Annotated in this window: 18 protein-coding genes; 9 read left to right on the top strand and 9 right to left on the bottom strand. The window is 73.2% G+C overall.

Features of this window, described 5'->3' with window-relative positions; genetic code table 11:
- Positions 1 to 246 precede the first annotated feature (246 nt).
- Positions 247 to 1,791, top strand: coding sequence for a histidine ammonia-lyase (gene hutH, locus ACIRQY_RS04845; protein ID WP_351791444.1), 1,545 nt, complete (start codon positions 247 to 249; stop codon positions 1,789 to 1,791).
- A gap of 70 nt (positions 1,792 to 1,861) precedes the next feature.
- Here the strand turns inward: hutH and ACIRQY_RS04840 are convergent, their stop codons facing one another.
- Entirely contained in the window at positions 1,862 to 2,125 is a 264-nt protein-coding gene (locus tag ACIRQY_RS04840) for a hypothetical protein (RefSeq protein WP_351791410.1), read from the bottom strand.
- Positions 2,126 to 2,236: 111 nt separating this feature from the next.
- Here ACIRQY_RS04840 and ACIRQY_RS04835 point away from each other — a divergent pair, with 111 nt between their 5' ends.
- Entirely contained in the window at positions 2,237 to 2,578 is a 342-nt protein-coding gene (locus ACIRQY_RS04835) for a hypothetical protein (protein ID WP_403922499.1), read from the top strand.
- Between the two features lie 205 nt (positions 2,579 to 2,783).
- Positions 2,784 to 4,052, top strand: a complete 1,269-nt coding sequence (locus ACIRQY_RS04830) for an Ig-like domain-containing protein (protein ID WP_403922498.1) — start codon at positions 2,784 to 2,786, stop codon at positions 4,050 to 4,052.
- 229 nt (positions 4,053 to 4,281) lie between these two features.
- Here the strand turns inward: ACIRQY_RS04830 and ACIRQY_RS04825 are convergent, their stop codons facing one another.
- Positions 4,282 to 5,151 (bottom strand): helix-turn-helix domain-containing protein, encoded by an 870-nt coding sequence (locus ACIRQY_RS04825; RefSeq protein ID WP_403922497.1) that lies wholly within the window; start codon positions 5,149 to 5,151, stop codon positions 4,282 to 4,284.
- Between the two features lie 129 nt (positions 5,152 to 5,280).
- Here ACIRQY_RS04825 and ACIRQY_RS04820 point away from each other — a divergent pair, with 129 nt between their 5' ends.
- Both ACIRQY_RS04820 and ACIRQY_RS04815 read left to right on the top strand, forming a co-directional pair.
- Positions 5,281 to 6,333, top strand: a complete 1,053-nt coding sequence (locus ACIRQY_RS04820) for an NAD(P)-dependent alcohol dehydrogenase (RefSeq protein WP_403922496.1) — start codon at positions 5,281 to 5,283, stop codon at positions 6,331 to 6,333.
- Between the two features lie 109 nt (positions 6,334 to 6,442).
- Positions 6,443 to 6,802, top strand: a complete 360-nt coding sequence (locus tag ACIRQY_RS04815) for a DUF1330 domain-containing protein (RefSeq protein ID WP_351791398.1) — start codon at positions 6,443 to 6,445, stop codon at positions 6,800 to 6,802.
- A 55-nt stretch (positions 6,803 to 6,857) separates the two neighbouring features.
- Here the strand turns inward: ACIRQY_RS04815 and msrA are convergent, their stop codons facing one another.
- A complete protein-coding gene (gene msrA, locus ACIRQY_RS04810; protein ID WP_351791396.1) occupies positions 6,858 to 7,520 on the bottom strand; it encodes a peptide-methionine (S)-S-oxide reductase MsrA in 663 nt (220 codons plus the stop codon).
- A 123-nt stretch (positions 7,521 to 7,643) separates the two neighbouring features.
- A complete protein-coding gene (locus ACIRQY_RS04805; protein WP_403922495.1) occupies positions 7,644 to 8,750 on the bottom strand; it encodes a hypothetical protein in 1,107 nt (368 codons plus the stop codon).
- A gap of 72 nt (positions 8,751 to 8,822) precedes the next feature.
- Between ACIRQY_RS04805 and ACIRQY_RS04800 the strand changes: the two genes are divergently transcribed.
- Positions 8,823 to 9,977: a cystathionine gamma-synthase gene (locus ACIRQY_RS04800; RefSeq protein WP_351791391.1), complete on the top strand. Its 1,155-nt coding sequence runs from the start codon at positions 8,823 to 8,825 to the stop codon at positions 9,975 to 9,977.
- Between the two features lie 280 nt (positions 9,978 to 10,257).
- On the opposite strand, the gene ACIRQY_RS04795 is transcribed toward ACIRQY_RS04800, so the two are convergent.
- The 4 genes from ACIRQY_RS04795 to ACIRQY_RS04780 form a co-directional block, all read right to left on the bottom strand.
- Positions 10,258 to 10,449, bottom strand: a complete 192-nt coding sequence (locus tag ACIRQY_RS04795) for a DUF1059 domain-containing protein (RefSeq protein WP_403922494.1) — start codon at positions 10,447 to 10,449, stop codon at positions 10,258 to 10,260.
- A gap of 97 nt (positions 10,450 to 10,546) precedes the next feature.
- A complete protein-coding gene (locus ACIRQY_RS04790) occupies positions 10,547 to 10,795 on the bottom strand; it encodes a hypothetical protein (RefSeq protein ID WP_351791387.1) in 249 nt (82 codons plus the stop codon).
- Positions 10,796 to 10,826: 31 nt separating this feature from the next.
- Complete coding sequence (locus ACIRQY_RS04785) at positions 10,827 to 11,351, bottom strand: sigma factor-like helix-turn-helix DNA-binding protein (RefSeq protein ID WP_403922493.1); 525 nt, start codon at positions 11,349 to 11,351, stop codon at positions 10,827 to 10,829.
- A gap of 31 nt (positions 11,352 to 11,382) precedes the next feature.
- Positions 11,383 to 11,943 carry a MarR family transcriptional regulator gene (locus tag ACIRQY_RS04780; RefSeq protein WP_351791382.1) on the bottom strand — a complete coding sequence of 187 codons (561 nt, stop codon included), beginning with the start codon at positions 11,941 to 11,943 and terminating at the stop codon, positions 11,383 to 11,385.
- Between the two features lie 148 nt (positions 11,944 to 12,091).
- On the opposite strand from ACIRQY_RS04780, the gene ilvA reads away from it, so the two are divergent.
- Positions 12,092 to 13,321 carry a threonine ammonia-lyase gene (gene ilvA / locus ACIRQY_RS04775; protein ID WP_403922492.1) on the top strand — a complete coding sequence of 410 codons (1,230 nt, stop codon included), beginning with the start codon at positions 12,092 to 12,094 and terminating at the stop codon, positions 13,319 to 13,321.
- Between the two features lie 229 nt (positions 13,322 to 13,550).
- On the opposite strand, the gene ACIRQY_RS04770 is transcribed toward ilvA, so the two are convergent.
- On the bottom strand, positions 13,551 to 14,108 hold the full coding sequence (locus ACIRQY_RS04770) for a helix-turn-helix domain-containing protein (protein WP_403922491.1): 558 nt from the start codon (positions 14,106 to 14,108) through the stop codon (positions 13,551 to 13,553).
- A gap of 266 nt (positions 14,109 to 14,374) precedes the next feature.
- Between ACIRQY_RS04770 and ACIRQY_RS04765 the strand changes: the two genes are divergently transcribed.
- Positions 14,375 to 15,406: an ATP-binding cassette domain-containing protein gene (locus tag ACIRQY_RS04765; protein ID WP_403922490.1), complete on the top strand. Its 1,032-nt coding sequence runs from the start codon at positions 14,375 to 14,377 to the stop codon at positions 15,404 to 15,406.
- Positions 15,403 to 16,254, top strand: coding sequence for an ABC transporter permease (locus ACIRQY_RS04760; protein WP_351791370.1), 852 nt, complete (start codon positions 15,403 to 15,405; stop codon positions 16,252 to 16,254). The genes ACIRQY_RS04765 and ACIRQY_RS04760 overlap by 4 nt, the downstream gene beginning before the upstream one ends.
- Positions 16,255 to 16,319: the final 65 nt, after the last annotated feature.

The raw sequence follows: 16,319 nt of genomic DNA, 5'->3' as shown, positions 1-16,319 counted from the left end.
CCGGCCCCGGCCCGAGGGCCGCGACCCGGAGCCGCACTGGCCTCGTCCGCCCTCCCGTCCGGACCAACCCCGCCCGGTCCCGTCCGCACGACCCCGCACGACCCCGCCCGCCCCCGTCCGCCCGTCCGGACCGACCCCGCTCCCGTGCGCACGTCCCTCGCGGTAAGGGGTCGACATGCCCCCGGACGGTGACGCGGTCACCTAGTGACAGGTTGGTCTTCAATCCGTAGGGTGCTGAATATGGATATGCAGACAGTCGTGGTCCTCGGCACGTCCGGCACGACCCCGCAGGACGTCGTCGACGTCGCCCGCCACGGTGCCCGCGTCGAGCTGTCGGCCGAGGCGGTGGCGGCCCTCGCCGCCTCCCGCGCCGTCGTCGACGCGCTCGCGGCCAAGCCCGAGCCCGTCTACGGCGTCTCCACCGGCTTCGGCGCGCTCGCCACCCGGCACATCGGCCAGGAACTCCGCGCCCAGCTCCAGCGGAACATCGTCCGCTCGCACGCCGCGGGCATGGGCCCCCACGTCGAGCGCGAGGTCGTGCGCGCCCTGATGTTCCTGCGGCTGAAGACCGTCGCCTCCGGCCGCACCGGCGTGCGCCCCGAGGTCGCGCAGACCATGGCCGACGTCCTCAACGCCGGGATCACCCCCGTGGTCCACGAGTACGGCTCCCTCGGCTGCTCCGGCGACCTCGCCCCGCTCTCCCACTGCGCCCTCGCGCTGATGGGCGAGGGCGACGCCGAGGGCCCCGACGGCACGGTCCGCCCCGCCGGCGAACTGCTCGCCGCCCACGGCATCACCCCCGTGGAACTCAAGGAGAAGGAGGGCCTCGCCCTCCTCAACGGCACCGACGGCATGCTCGGCATGCTGGTCATGGCCCTCGCCGACCTCGACGTCCTCTACAAGTCGGCCGACATCACCGCCGCCTTCTCCCTCGAAGCCCTCCTCGGCACCGAGAAGGTCCTCGAACCCGAACTGCACGCCATCCGCCCGCACCCCGGCCAGGCCGCCTCCGCCGCCAACATGCTCGCCGTCCTCAAGGGCTCCGAGCTCACCGGCCACGCCCAGGCGGGCGAAGCCCCCCGCGTCCAGGACGCCTACTCGGTGCGCTGCGCCCCGCAGGTCGCCGGAGCGGGCCGCGACACCCTGGCCCACGCCCGGCTCGTCGCCGAGCGCGAACTCGCCGCCGCCGTCGACAACCCCGTCGTCCTGCCCGACGGCCAGGTCCGCTCCAACGGCAACTTCCACGGCGCCCCCGTCGCGTACGTCCTCGACTTCCTCGCCATCGCCGCCGCCGACCTCGGCTCCATCGCCGAGCGCCGCACCGACCGGCTCCTCGACAAGAACCGCTCGCACGGCCTGCCGCCCTTCCTCGCCGACGACGCCGGAGTCGACTCGGGCCTGATGATCGCCCAGTACACGCAGGCCGCCCTGGTCAGCGAGATGAAGCGGCTCGCCGTCCCGGCCTCCGCCGACTCCATCCCGTCCTCCGCCATGCAGGAGGACCACGTCTCCATGGGCTGGTCCGCCGCCCGCAAGCTGCGCACCGCGATCGGCAACCTGAACCGGATCATCGCGGTCGAGCTGTACGCGGCCACCCGGGGCGTGGAACTCCGCAGGGGCCTGGCCCCCGCCCCCGCCACCCGGGCGGCCATCGCCGCCCTGCGCGCCGCCGGAGTCGAGGGCCCCGGCCCGGACCGCTTCCTCGCGCCCGACCTGGCCGCCGCCGACACCTTCGTACGGGAGGGCGCGCTGCTCGCCGCCGTGGAGCCGGTCACCGGCCCGCTGGCCTGACCCGCGCCCGACGTACGAGGGGGCCCCGCGCCGGTGGATCCGGTGCGGGGCCCCCTCGTACGTCGGCGCGTCAGGAAGCGCGGCCCCTGCGGCGCATCGCGAGCGTCACGGACGCCGCGCCGACGCCCAGGAACGCCGTTCCGCCGAGCAGATACGGGACGGTGCCCCAGGGGCCGCTCTCCGCGAACCCGTCGGGTCCCGGGTCCTCCTGGACGATCCCGGTCCGCGCGCCGCCCCCCTCGTCGTTGGCGTTCGCGGACGGTACGAACCACAGGGCACACAGCAACGCCCCCGCGGCGGTCGCGGTCAGCAGTGGGCGGCGGGCGACGGACACGGAAATTTCGATCCCCCTTGCGGAAACCGCGAATTGGTCGGTGTGTCGATGCTAATGAACACAGCGGGTCGCGGGAAACCCGAGGCCCCCCGGGCGCCTACGCTCCGACCCATGAGCACTTCTGAGTCACCACGCTATGTCCGTCTTCGCGTCGATGTGGTCCTGGAGATCGACGGTCCGGCCGAACTGACCGAGGCCGCCGAGGCCCGGATCGACGGCGACGAGTTCATGCCCGAGGAGGAGAGGACGCAGGCCAGGGCCGCCGCCCGGGAGGACGGGGCCGAGGCCCTCGCCTACCTCGTCGAGCCCTTCGACCTGATCCGGGACGTCCCCGGGATCGAGATGGTCCAGGCCTCCTGGAGCAGTGAGGAGATCGAGTACGACCCCGATGCGCTGGAGTGGGACCTCGGCGAGGAGGATGGGGCCGAGGAAGACGACGACGACCGGTCGTAGGACGGGCATCCGCCCTGTTCACGGGCCCCGGGACGGCGTCCCGGGGCCCGTCGTGCGAGCGGGGCCGGGGACCCGTGGGCCCCGTGGAACCGGACGGCCCGCCCGCGCGTGTCGGTCAGTGGTGTTCCCCACAAACGCACCCCTCCCGGAACCGGACGGGGTGTCATGGGGTTCTTGGAAGATGTTGGCTAGGGAACCGGCGACGATGGAGAAGCGTGTGATGACGGACGGCAAGCGCCGCAGGGGTCTGGCCGCCGCGGCCGCGGTGCTCAGCGGCGTGCTGGTGCTCTCGGCATGTAGCGACGGGGACAAGGGCGCGGGCGCCTCCGGCTCCGCGACGCCGGAGTCGCAGGCCCAGGTCGACGAGGCGGCGGCGCAGAAGGCGTCCAAGGCCCAGATCACCATCTCGCCGAAGAACGGCGCCCAGAACGCCTCGATCAACAACGACGCCAAGGTCGCGGTCGCCGGGGGCAAGCTCACCGAGGTCACCATGACCTCCGCGGAGGGCGGGGCCGTCAAGGGCGAGATAGCGGCCGACGGACTGAGCTGGAAGCCGTCCGGCCAGCTGGAGCGGGCCACGGTCTACAAGATCGCGGCGACCGCCGTCGACGCGGCGGGCCTGGAGGCCCACGAGAACTCCTCGTTCACCACCGTCTCCAAGGCGAACAGCTTCATCGGCAACTTCACGCCCGAGGACGGTTCGACGGTCGGCGTCGGGATGCCCGTCTCGATCAACTTCAACAAGGCGATCAAGGACAAGAAGTCCGTCCAGGGCGGCATCACCGTCTCCTCCTCCTCCGGCCAGGAGGTCGTCGGGCACTGGTTCAACTCCCAGCGCATCGACTTCCGGCCCGACGACTACTGGGCCGAGGGCTCGACCGTCACCCTGAAGCTCGCCCTGGACGGGGTCGAGGGCGCCCCCGGCGTCTTCGGCGTCCAGCAGAAGACGGTCACCTTCAAGATCGGCCGCAACCAGGTCTCGACCGTCGACGTCGCCACCAAGACGATGACCGTCAAGCAGGACGGCAAGACGGTCAAGACCATCCCGATCTCCGCGGGCTCCCCGGAGAACACCACGTACAACGGTCAGATGGTGATCTCCGAGAAGTTCAAGGAGACCCGGATGAACGGCGCCACCGTCGGCTTCACCGACTCCGACGGCAAGGGCGAGTACGACATCAAGGACGTGCCGCACGCCATGCGCCTGTCCACGTCCGGCACCTTCATCCACGGCAACTACTGGGGCGCCCGCTCGATCTTCGGCAGCGCCAACACCAGCCACGGCTGCGTGGGCCTCGCCGACGCCAAGGGCGCCAACGACCCCAACCAGCAGGGCGCCTGGTTCTTCGACAACTCGATCGTCGGTGACGTCGTGATCGTCAAGAACTCCAAGGACAAGACGATCGCCCCCGACAACGGCCTCAACGGCTGGAACATGAACTGGTCGGACTGGAAGGCCGGCTCGGAGGCCTGATCCTCCACGCGCCGCCCGCGAACGGCCCCCTCCCGCACCGGGAGGGGGCCGTTCCCGTCCCACGGCCCGCCGACCCGGCTTTCCCGTACGTCCCAGGGCCCGCCGACCCCGCTTCCCGTACGTCCCCGGCTTCGGCGTCCGGCCCCGGCCCCGGCCCCCGTACGTCCCCGGCTTCCACGTGTGGGTCCGCCCCTGCGGCCCCTCCGCCCCCGCGAGGCCCCGTCCGGCCCTACTCCCGTACGTCCACCGGCTCGTCCACGCCCCACTGCGCGAGCAGCCGCAGCGCGTCCGCCGACGGGCTGCCCGGCTCCGCGTGGTACGTCACGAGCACCAGGTCCGGGTCCGCGCCCGCCACCTTCAGGCTCTCGTACGACAGCGTCATCTCGCCCACCAGCGGATGCCGCAGCCGCTTCGTCCCGTGCCCCTTGTCCGCCACGGTGTGCGCCGCCCACAGGGAACGGAACTCCTCGCTGCGCACCGACAGTTCGCCGACCAGCGCCAGGAGCGCCGGATCGTCCGGGTAGCAGCCCGCGTACAGCCGCAGCATGCTCACCACCTCGGTCGCCTTGCACTCCCAGTCCACGTACAGATCGCGCGCGCCCACCCCGAGGAAGACCATCCGGGCCACATTGCGCTCCGCGGGCTCCATCGCCGCGAAGTCACCGAGCAGCGCCCGCGCCATCCGGTTCCAGGCCAGCACGTCGAGCCGCCGTCCCCCGACGAGCGCCGGGACGCCCTCCATCGAGTCCAGCAGGTGCCGCAGCCCCGGCCGCACCTGCTGGGGGCGGGCGATGGCCGCCCGGTGCTGCCGCTTCTTCGCCGTCGGCTTCGCCAGATGCGTCAGATGCGCCCGCTCCGTGTCGCTCAGCCGCAGCGCCCGCGCGATGGCGTCCAGGACCTCCATGGACACATTGCGGCCGTTGCCCTGTTCCAGCCGGGTGTAGTACGCGACGGAGACGCCCGCCAGCTGCGCCAGCTCCTCCCGGCGCAGCCCCGGCACCCGCCGGTGCCGCCCGAACTCCGGCAGCCCCACGTCCTCCGGCTTCAGCCGGGCCCGGCGCGAGCGCAGGAATTCGCTGAGTTCGGCACTGAGATCCATGCCTCCCGATTATCCCAGGCCGTCCCCGTGGACGGACGTCCGTTCCTGTCCCTGCCAGTGGTAGGCACGGCGGTCGTAGGCAGGACAGGGGGCTGGGTACCCGCCCGCGCCTGCGGCACGCTGACCGGCATGACCACGAACGCGACCACCGTCGCCGCGTACGCCGCACCCGCCGCCCACGCCCCCCTGGAGCGCACCACCGTGCCGCGCCGGGCCGTCGGCGCGCACGACGTCCTCATCGAGATCAAGTACGCCGGCATCTGCCACTCCGACATCCACCAGGCCCGCGACGGCTGGGGCGAGGGCATCTTCCCGATGGTCCCCGGCCACGAGATCGCCGGGATCGTCACGGAGACCGGCCCCGGCGTCACCCGTTTCCGGGTCGGCGACCGGGTCGGCGTCGGCTGTTTCGTCGACTCCTGCCGGGAGTGCGCGTACTGCCGCCAGGGCCTGGAGCAGTACTGCGTCCAGGGCGGGACGGGCACGTACAACTCCCTCGACAGGAACGGCGAGCCGACCTACGGCGGCTACTCCAGCCACATCGTCGTCGACGAGAACTACACCCTGCGCGTCCCCGAGGGCATCGGCCTGGCCGAGGCCGCGCCGCTGCTCTGCGCGGGCATCACCCTCTACTCGCCGCTCGCCCACTGGAAGGCGGGCCCCGGCAAGAAGGTCGCCATCGTCGGGCTCGGCGGCCTCGGCCACATGGGCGTCAAGATCGCCCGTGCGCTCGGCGCCGAGGTGACCGTCCTCAGCCAGTCGCTCCGCAAGCGGGAGGACGGCCTGAAGCTGGGTGCCGACGACTTCCGCGCGACCAGCGACCCCAAGACCTTCACGGACCTGGCGGACACCTTCGACCTGGTGATCTCCACGGTCTCCGCGCCGCTGGACTTCGACGCCTATCTGGGCCTGGTGCGGACGGACGGCGCCCTGGTGAACGTGGGCGCCCCCGAGGAGCCGGTCAAGATCAGCCTGTTCTCTCTGATCGGCGGCCGCAAGACGCTGGCGGGCTCGATGATCGGCGGCATCGCGGAGACCCAGGAGATGCTGGACTTCTGCGCCGAGCACGGCCTGGGCGCGGAGATCGAGGTGATCGACGCGGACCGGATCAACGAGGCGTACGAGCGGGTCATAGCGAGCGACGTCCGCTACCGCTTCGTGATCGACGCGTCGACGATTTGACCCCGATGGTGAGGGGCGCCGCCCGGCCGGGTGCGCCCGGGATCGGGGACGGCCGGGTATGACCTCCGGGGTAATCGACGCCGGAGGCCCGCTCGGGCACGCTGTCCCCATGACCGCATACGCCATCGGAAACCTGCACCCGAAGCCCGTCCTGGACGAAGAGGTCCTCGTCTACATGGAGCGGATCCAGAGCACCCTGGACCCCTTCGGCGGACACTTCCTGGTCCACGGCGCGCCCGCCCGCGAGGTCCCCGAGGGGAGCTGGCCGGGCGCCTGTGTGATCATCGCCTTCCCGACGTACGAGAACGCCCGCGCCTGGTACGACTCCGAGCCGTACCAGGCGCTGATACCCCTGCGCACCCGGCACATGAAGGGTGACGTCCTGCTCATCGACGGGGTCCCCGGGGGCTACGACCCGGCGGCCACGGCCGCCGCCCTGCGGGCCGCGTCAGCGGACGGCACGGCCTGAGCGCGGCTCCGGCCGGAAGCCGCCGAAGCCCGCGCGTACGCACCGCACGAGGCCGTCAGCCTCCGGCCGGGGCCACCCCGATCGGGCACGACACGCCCGTCCCGCCGATGCCGCAGTAGCCCGCCGGGTTCTTGTCGAGGTACTGCTGGTGGTGTCCTTCCGCCGGGTAGAACGGGCGGTCGGTGGCCGGGAGGATCTCCGTGCTGATGGTGCCGTAGCCGGAGCCCGTCAGGACCTTCTGGTAGGCCGCGCGGGAGGCCTCGGCGGTCGCCGCCTGGGCCGGGGTGTGGGTGTAGACGGCAGAGCGGTACTGGGTGCCCACGTCATTGCCCTGGCGGAAGCCCTGCGTCGGGTCGTGGGACTCCCAGAACAGCTTCAGGAGGCTCTCGTACGAGACCTTCGACGGGTCGAAGACGACCCGGACGACCTCGGTGTGCCCGGTCAGGCCCGAGCAGACCTCCTCGTACGCCGGGTTCGGCGTGTGGCCGCCCTGGTAGCCCACCAGCGTCGTCCAGACGCCATCGGTCTGCCAGAACTTGCGCTCGGCGCCCCAGAAGCAGCCGAGCGCGAAGTCGGCGACCTCCAGGCCGGCCGGGTACGGGCCGACCAGCGGGTTGCCGAGGACGGTGTGCCGCTCGGGCACGGTGAACTCCGGCTCCGCGCGGCCGCGCAGTGCCTGCTCGGGGGTGGGGAGGACGGGGGTGCGGGACAGGAACATGCTGCATCTCTCCTCGACGGTCGGCAGTCGTACAACAAGGAAGGGCCGGGAGGGATTCCCCTCCCGGCCCTGGCCCGCCGCTCCCGTCCCGCCGCCCCGGCCCGGCCCCCTCCCGGCCCCGGCTCAGCGCGGCAGCGTCGCCGGAGTGCCGCCGTTCGCCTCGTAGCCCGCCACCGCCAGGTTCCGGTAGACCGTGTACTCCGCCGCCGGGTCCGCGCTCAGCGTCCACGGCACCGCGCCCACGTGCCCGTCCACCCGCACCAGCTGGTGCATGGCCTCCGCCCAGCGCTCCCCGCGCACCAGGAAGAAGACGAGCAGGTGCCGCACGTGCGCCAGCATCGGGTCGTCGGGGCGCGCCGAGTGCACCGCGTACAGCGCGCCGTCCATCGCCTTCGACACCACCGCCGTACGGAAGAAGTCCCGCACGAGCACCATGTCCGGCACGTGCTCGTGCACCGCGAACAGCGGCAGCGCCGCGAGCAGCGAGCCCCGGGGGGCGCGCGCGGCGGCCGTCGTCGCGAAGTGGTCGGCCTCCTCGCGCGAACCGTGCCACTTCGCACACCAGTAGTGCAGGGCCGCCAGATGCGCCCCCATGTGCTGCGGCGCCCGGTCGATGACCTTCGCCCACACCTGGTCGAACTGCTCGTGCCCGTAGCCCAGGCCACGGGCCACCGCGAGCTGGGTGATGTACGGGACGGGGTCGCCCGGCGCGAGCAGCGCGGCCTCCTCGGAGACCTTCCGGGCCTCCTCCAGGATGATCCGGAAGTCGTCCGTGCCCGCCGTCGAGGACCGCCACGCCTGCTGCACCAGGAACTCGGCGTGCACGGCCGCGCCGCCCGCGTCCTTGGGGGCGTCCGCCCGCCAGGCCCGCAGCCACGCCCCGCCGACGCCCGGCCGCTCCTGGAGCTCCAGGGAGGCGGCGCCCGCGAAGGCCTGGACGCGCTGCCAGCGGACCTCGCCCTCCTTGGGGGTCTCGGCGAGCAGCCGCGAGGCGGCCCGCCAGTCCTGGGTCGCCTGGACGACGTCGAGCACGTGCAGGAGGTCGTCGTCCGTGCCCGGGAGCCGTACGTCCAGCTCCTCCTGGCGCGCGAACCCGTACGCGTCCGGGTCCGCCGCGTCCGGGGTGCCGGGCGCGACCTGACGGATCCCCCCGGCCCGGCGGCGCAGCAGGAAGGGGCCGAGGACGCCGAACAGCATCCCCAGCGCGAGCAGGAACCAGAGAATCTCCATGTGTCCATTGTCCAGGACACCCGATGAGACGAGCGCGGCGGCGGACGCCGGACGGCACTACGCTCCTGACCCATGAGCGACCAGCACTTCCACCAGAGCTTCGAGACCCGCGCGATCCACGCGGGCAACACCGCCGACCCGCTGACCGGCGCGGTCGTCCCGCCCATCTACCAGGTGTCCACCTACAAGCAGGACGGCGTGGGCGGGCTGCGCGGCGGTTACGAGTACAGCCGCAGCGCCAACCCGACCCGTACCGCCCTGGAGGAGAACCTGGCGGCCCTGGAGGGCGGGCGGCGCGGCCTGGCCTTCGCGTCCGGCCTGGCCGCCGAGGACTGCCTGCTCCGTACGCTCCTCTCGCCCGGTGACCACGTGGTCATCCCGAACGACGCCTACGGCGGCACCTTCCGGCTGTTCGCGAAGGTCGTCCAGCGCTGGGGCGTCGACTTCTCGGTGGCGGACACCTCCGACATCGCGTCCGTGCGGGGCGCGGTCAACGACCGTACGAAGCTGATCTGGGTCGAGACCCCCTCGAACCCGCTCCTCGGCATCACCGACATCGAGGCGGTCGCGGGCGTGGCCCGGCAGGCCGGGGTGCGGCTGGTCGTCGACAACACCTTCGCCTCGCCGTACCTCCAGCAGCCGCTGGCGCTGGGCGCGGACGTCGTCGTGCACTCGCTGACCAAGTACATGGGCGGCCACTCCGACGTCGTGGGCGGCGCGCTGGTCACCGCCGACGAGGCGCTCGGCGAGGAGCTGGCGTACCACCAGAACGCGATGGGCGCGGTCGCCGGGCCCTTCGACTCCTGGATCGTGCTGCGCGGGATCAAGACCCTCGCGGTCCGCATGGACCGGCACAGCGAGAACGCCGGGAAGATCGTCGAGATGCTCACCCAGCACCCGAAGGTCACCCAGGTCCTCTACCCGGGGCTGCCGGAGCACCCCGGGCACGAGGTCGCGGCCAAGCAGATGCGGTCCTTCGGCGGCATGGTCTCGTTCCGGGTGGCGGGCGGCGAGGAGGCGGCCGTGGAGGTCTGTAACCGCGCTCAGCTGTTCACCCTGGGGGAGTCGCTGGGCGGTGTGGAGTCGCTGATCGAGCACCCGGGCCGGATGACCCACGCGAGCGTCGCGGGCTCCGCCCTGGAGGTCCCGGCCGACCTCGTCCGGGTCTCGGTGGGCATCGAGAACATCGACGACCTGCTCGCCGACCTGCGGCAGGCACTGGGCTAGCGGGCACTGGGCTAGCAGGGACCGGGTCGACGGGGACCGGGACAGGGCGAGGGCGGACCGTCCGTTCCGGGCCCCGCCGACGGGCGGGCCCGGAAGGCGGACGGTCCGGCCGGTGCGGTTCCGGTGTGGTCCGGCCGGTGCGGCTCCGGTGCGGCCCCGCGGGTGCGGCCCGGCCGTGCACAGCCACTGGGCGGGCCCCTTCGGAGGGCCTCTCCGGCTTCGGGGGGCCTCTCCGGCGGGGACTCCGCCGGGTCCCCGCCCGGCGGCCCCGTACGGGCCCTCAGGCGGGGGCCTTCTCGTCCTCCAGCGAGGCGCGGACCTCGGCCCGCAGTTCGGCGGTGTCCTCGTGGCCGTGGACGGAGACCGCGTGCTCCGACGCGGCCCTCACCACTTCCTCCTCCTCACCGGCGAGGGTGAGGGTGCAGCCCATGACGCTCGGGGTGCTGCGGCAGTCGGCGACTTTCCTGGTCATGACGGCCTCTGCCTCCTCGGCACCGGAAAGGGTGCCGTCCCTTCCAGCGTAGGACCTGGGTCCCGCGCCGTCGTGCGCTCACCGCCGGTCCCGTCCCTCACCACCCCTCCAGCGACGGCGTCGTCTCCGGCGGGGCCTCCCACGGCCGGGCCGCCGACGCCCACAGCGCGAAGACGGTCACGGCGGCCACCGCGAGGACCCAGAGCACCCGGCGGACCCGCAGGGCCAGCCGCAGCCTGCGCGCACCGCGCTCCGCCGCCCGCCGGGCGAGGTCGCCGGGGACCGGCGGGTGCGGGGTGTCGAGAAGGCGCCGGACGGCCGCCTCCCGGTCCTCGTGACGGCTCACGCGGCGGCCCTCCCGGTCAGCCGGTCGCGGCTCACGCGGCGGCCCTGCCCGCCGGGGCGTCACCGGTCGCCCGGCCGTCCGCCGGGTCGGGAACCGGTTCAGGACCCGGGTTCCGGGCGGCGGTCCTGAGCGCGGCGACCGCGCGGGCGCAGACGGCCCTGACCCTCGCCTCGGGCACCCCGAGCAGGGCCGCGAGCTGTTCCTCGGCGACCCCTTCGTGCAGCCGGAGGACGACCACGAGCCGTTCCTGCGGGTGCAGCGCGGCGAGGACGCCCCGCCCGCCGTGGTGCCGCCACGCGGTGCGCGCGAAGCGGGCGGCGAGCTCGCGCCGCGTCAGCTCGTACGGGTCCTCGTCGCGCGACCGCCCCCACACCGCGTACGTGTGTGCCAGCGAGGCCGTCAGAAGGGCCTGGGCGTACGGGTTGCGGGCCCGGGTCTCGGCGGTCAGCAGGGTCGCGGCGTGCAGCAGCCGGCCCGCCGCCCCGGCGACGAAAGCGTCGAACTCCCGGGTGCGGAAGGCGCGTTCGGCATTCCGCCCGCTCCGTCGCGCTCGCACCTCCTCATCTGAGGGCAGCGCGGGGGCGGGGTCAAGAGGTCGGCGCGGACTCTCCGCCGGTGCCGTTCGCGCAGCCGTCCGCCGTCTCCGCCGCCGGAAGGCCCGGATGCGCGGCGGCGGCCGACTGCCGGGCGGACAGGGCGGTGTTGAACCGGGTCAGCAGCGTGCAGAAGGAGTCGCGTTCCTCCGCCGTCCAGCCGTCGGTGACCTCCACCATCAGCTGACGGCGCGAGGCGCGCACCTCGTCGAGGCGCGCGAGGCCGCGCGCGGACAACTGGAGCACGACCGCCCGCCCGTCCTCCGGGTGCGAGGTCCGCTTCACCAGACCCGTGTCGACGAGCGGGGCGACCTGCCGGGTGACCGTGGACGAGTCGATGCCCATACCCGCCGCGAGCGCCTTCACCCCCATCGGGCCTTCCTGGTCGAGGCGGTTGAGGAGGAGGTACGCGGCCCGGTCCATCGAGTTGCGGAGCTGGCCCGTGCCGCCGAGCCGGGTCTGCTCGGCGCGGCGCGCGAAGACGGCCACCTGGTGCTGGAGCGCGTCGAGGAGACCGGAGTCGAGCGCGGTCGTCATGTCCTGAGATGTGGGCATGGCCGTGGGTCTCTCTCGTGCGGGGACGGTCGGTGGTGGGGGACACAGTACGTGGCTTCGGGGAGGTCCGTACCTGCGCTGCGCAAACCCGTCGGAGCCCCTTCCCCGCGGGCCGTCGGCAGGGCCGTGAGCTGCGAGACTTGGTGTCATGAGCTTCCGTGGGCCAGACCCCTTGCACCGGCTGATGCTGGACGACGTGCGCGGGGCGCAGAAGATGCTGTCCGGGGTCGCCCGGGTGACGGCGATGGAGGGCAGCCGTCATCTGTCGTCGCTGGTGGGCGCCCCCGTACAGCTCAAGTGCGAGAACCTCCAGCGCACCGGCTCCTTCAAACTGCGCGGCGCGTACGTGCGGATCGCCGGGCTGCGCCCCGAGGAGCGGGCGGCCGGGGTCGTCGCCGCCTCGGCGGGCAACCACGCGCAGGGCGTCGCCCTCGCCTCCCGGCTCCTCGGGGTGCGCGCCACCGTCTTCATGCCGGTCGGCGCCCCGCTGCCGAAGGTCGCCGCGACCCGGGAGTACGGCGCCGACGTCCGGCTGCACGGGCAGGTCGTCGACGAGACGCTCGCGGCGGCGGAGGCGTACGCGCGGGAGACCGGCGCCGTCTTCATCCACCCCTTCGACCACCCCGACGTCATCGTCGGACAGGGCACGGTCGGCCTGGAGATCCTGGAGCAGTGCCCGGAGGTGCGGACCATTGTCGTCGGCATCGGCGGCGGCGGGCTCGCGGCCGGGATCGGGCTCGCGGTGAAGTCGCTGCGCCCGGACGTGAAGGTGATCGGCGTACAGGCGGAGGGCGCCGCCGCCTATCCGCCGTCACTGGCCGCCGGGCACCCGGTGGCCGTCCGGTCACCGGTGACGATGGCGGACGGCATCAAGGTGGGGCGGCCGGGCGACGTGCCGTTCGCCCTGGTCCAGGAGTACGTCGACGAGGTCCGTACGGTCTCCGAGGACGCGCTGTCCTCCGCGCTGCTGCTCTGTCTGGAACGGGCCAAGCTGGTCGTCGAACCGGCGGGCGCCAGCCCGGTCGCGGCGCTGCTCAGCGACCCGGCGTCGTTCCGGGGGCCGGTGGTCGCGGTGCTCTCCGGCGGGAACGTCGACCCGCTGCTGCTCCAGCGCATCCTGCGGCACGGGATGGCCGCCGGTGGCCGCTATCTGAGCCTGCGGCTGCGGGTGACGGACCGGCCGGGAGCCCTCGCGACCCTGCTCGCGGTCCTCACGGTCGTCGACGCGAACGTCCTGGACGTCAGCCATGTCCGCACCGACCCCCGGCTCGGCCTGACCGAGGCGGAGGTGGAGCTGCACCTGGAGACGAAGGGCCCGGAGCACTGCCGCGCGGTCGAGGACGCCCTGCGGGACGCGGGCCACACGATCCTGGGCTGACACCGCGCCGACGTACGGGGCCGGGCCGCGACAGCGTCGCCGTCTCGGGGCCGGGCGCTCCGTCGTCCGTACGCGACCGGGGCGGGGCGGGGCCGGGCGCCCCGCCGTCAGTACGGAGCCGGAGCCGGAGCCGCAGCCGTGCGCGCCCCGCCCCCGGCTTCCCGCCCTTCTTCCCGTGCTCCTCGTGCTTCTCGTCGCTCCTCGATCTCCTCGTCGGCGTGCTCCCCGCTCAGCCCTGGCGGCGGGACCGGGCCGCGCGGGCCAGCAGGGTCACCAGGCCGCCGACCAGGGCGCCGACCGCGACCAGGCCGAGGGGCTGGAGCGGTGGGACGAGGTCACCGCGTCCGTCGGGCCGCGCGGGGTGGACGTGCGGCGCGGTCCGGTCGGCGCCCGGTGGCGCGTCCGCCCGACCGCCGCCCGCCCGCGCCGCCGTCTCGTACGCGAGGGAGAGTTCGAGGCGGATCAGCAGCGGGCGCGGGTCCTGTCCCGACGCCGCCGCGAACTGCTCGACCGCGATCCGGGTCGGCAGTTGCTTCTGGTTGAGGAACCGCTCCCACGAGGAGCGGCTGTAGTGGGTGCGCTGCGCGAGCTGGCCGTAGCTCAGCTCCGCGTCGCCCTTGATCCGGCGCATCTCGGCGGCGAGTTCGGTCCAGGGCGTCGCCCCGCACCCCTCGCAGCCGGGGCACGCCCCGACGCGCCCGTCCGCTCCCGTGACCCCTGTGATCCCCGTGCCCTCCATGCCGTGCGTGCCGTGCGTGCTGGACGTGCTGTGCGTTCCGACCGTCATCTACGGTTCCCCCGTTCCGTGGTGCTCGGTGCCAGGCCTCCAGTCTTCCGCGCGGTATCAACGGCCCGCCAACGTCCGGCCAACGGCCCGCCGCCGGGCCCTCCGTCGCCGCGTCCCGTCCCGGGCGCGTCTCGGACCCCTCCCGTCCTTCCCGTCCCACCCTCCCCGGCAAGATCGTGTGGCGCGGATCACATATTCACTGGGCGGAGGAGCCCCGGGAAACCTACGATCGACGGGTAACGCCCGCATCCCCCTGGGAGACCCACATGCCAGGCGCGATCTACGCCGAGGGTCTGGTCAAGACCTTCGGTGACGTACGAGCCCTGGACGGAGTGGACCTCGACGTACCCGAGGGCACCGTCCTGGGAATGCTGGGACCGAACGGCGCGGGGAAGACCACCGCCGTGCGCGTCCTCACCACTCTCCTCCGCCCCGACCGGGGCACGGCCGTCGTGGCCGGGATCGACGTCCTCAAGCACCCCAACGAGGTCCGCCGCTCGATCGGTCTCTCCGGCCAGTTCGCCGCCGTCGACGAGTACCTCACCGGCCGCGAGAACCTGCGGATGGTCGGCCAGCTCTACCAGATGAGCGGGAAGGCCGCGAAGCAGCGGGCCGGTGAACTGCTGGACCGGTTCGGCCTCGCGGACGCCGCCGACCGGCCCGCGAAGACGTACTCCGGCGGGATGCGGCGCCGCCTCGACCTCGCCGCCGCCCTCGTCGTCTCCCCGCCGGTCATGTTCATGGACGAGCCGACCACCGGGCTCGACCCCCGCAACCGGCAGGCCCTGTGGGAGGTCATCAAGGAACTCGTCGCGGGCGGCACCACCCTGCTGCTCACCACCCAGTACCTGGAGGAGGCCGACCACCTCGCCCACGACATCTGCGTCGTGGACCACGGCAAGGTCATCGCGCGCGGCACCTCCGACCAGCTGAAGGCACGGACCGGCGGCGAGCGCGTCGAGGTCGTCGTGCACACCCCGGGAATGATCACCGACGCCCGGGAGGTCCTCGCCCGCTACGGCGTCGCGGGCCTCGGCCACGGCGAGGTCTCCGTGGAGGAGCACACCCGCAGGCTCACCGTCCCCGTCACGGGCGGCGCCAAACTGCTCGCCGAGGTCATCCGCGACCTGGACACGGTCGGGGTCGAGATCGACGACATCGGACTGCGCCGCCCCACCCTCGACGACGTCTTCATCTCGCTCACCGGCCACGCGGCCGAGGACGCGGAGGCGGACGACGGCGAAGCGGCGGAGCGGGGCGGCCGGGGCCGCGCGCGGACGAAGGAGACGACCCCATGACCACCCGGACCGAAGCGGTGGCACCGCTCGCCCCCAGACCGCGCGGCGGTGTCGTCCAGTCCGTCGCGGACTCCCTGGTCGTCGCCCGGCGCAATCTCATCCGGATGACCCGCATCCCCGAGATGGTCATCTTCGGGCTCATCCAGCCCGTCATGTTCGTGGTGCTGTTCAGCTACGTCTTCGGCGGCTCGCTGGTCGTCGACGGGAGTACGAGCCCCCAGGCGTACCGCGAGTTCCTCATGGCGGGCATCTTCGCGCAGACCGTCACGTTCGCCACGGCGGGCGCGGGCGCGGGCATCGCGGACGACATGCACAAGGGCCTGATCGACCGGTTCCGCTCGCTGCCGATGGCCAGGGGCGCGGTCCTCACCGGCCGGACCCTGGCGGACCTGGTGCAGACCGCGCTGACCCTGGTCGTCCTCGCGGTGGTCGCCCTCCTCGTCGGCTGGCGCGTCCACGAGGGCATTCCCAAGGCGATCGGCGCGTTCGGTCTGCTGCTCCTCCTCGGTTACGCCTTCTCGTGGATCGGCGCGCTGATCGGCCTGTCGGTGCGCACCCCGGAGGCGGCCACCTCCGGCGGTCTGATCTGGCTCTTCCCGGTCACGTTCATCTCCAACGCCTTCGTACCGACGGAGGGGATGACCCCCTGGATCCGGCACATCGCCGAGTGGAACCCGTTCAGCGCGACCGTCCAGGCCTGCCGCGAGCTCTTCGGCAACCCGGGGATCGTCGTCTCCGACGCCTGGCCGATGCGGCACCCCGTGTGGGCGTCGATCCTCTTCTCGCTGATCATCCTGGTGGTCTTCCGGACCCTCGCGGTGCACAAGTACCGCTCGGCGACGGCCTGATCGCCGCCCCGGGGCACGCGTCCCCGGACCTCGGGGGCCCGGGCGCGATCCGGAGCCCCCGGGGC

The organism is Streptomyces sp. NPDC101490 (genome assembly GCF_044767145.1).
Lineage (GTDB): Bacteria > Actinomycetota > Actinomycetes > Streptomycetales > Streptomycetaceae > Streptomyces.
This window is presented reverse-complemented; position numbering and strand designations above follow the sequence as displayed.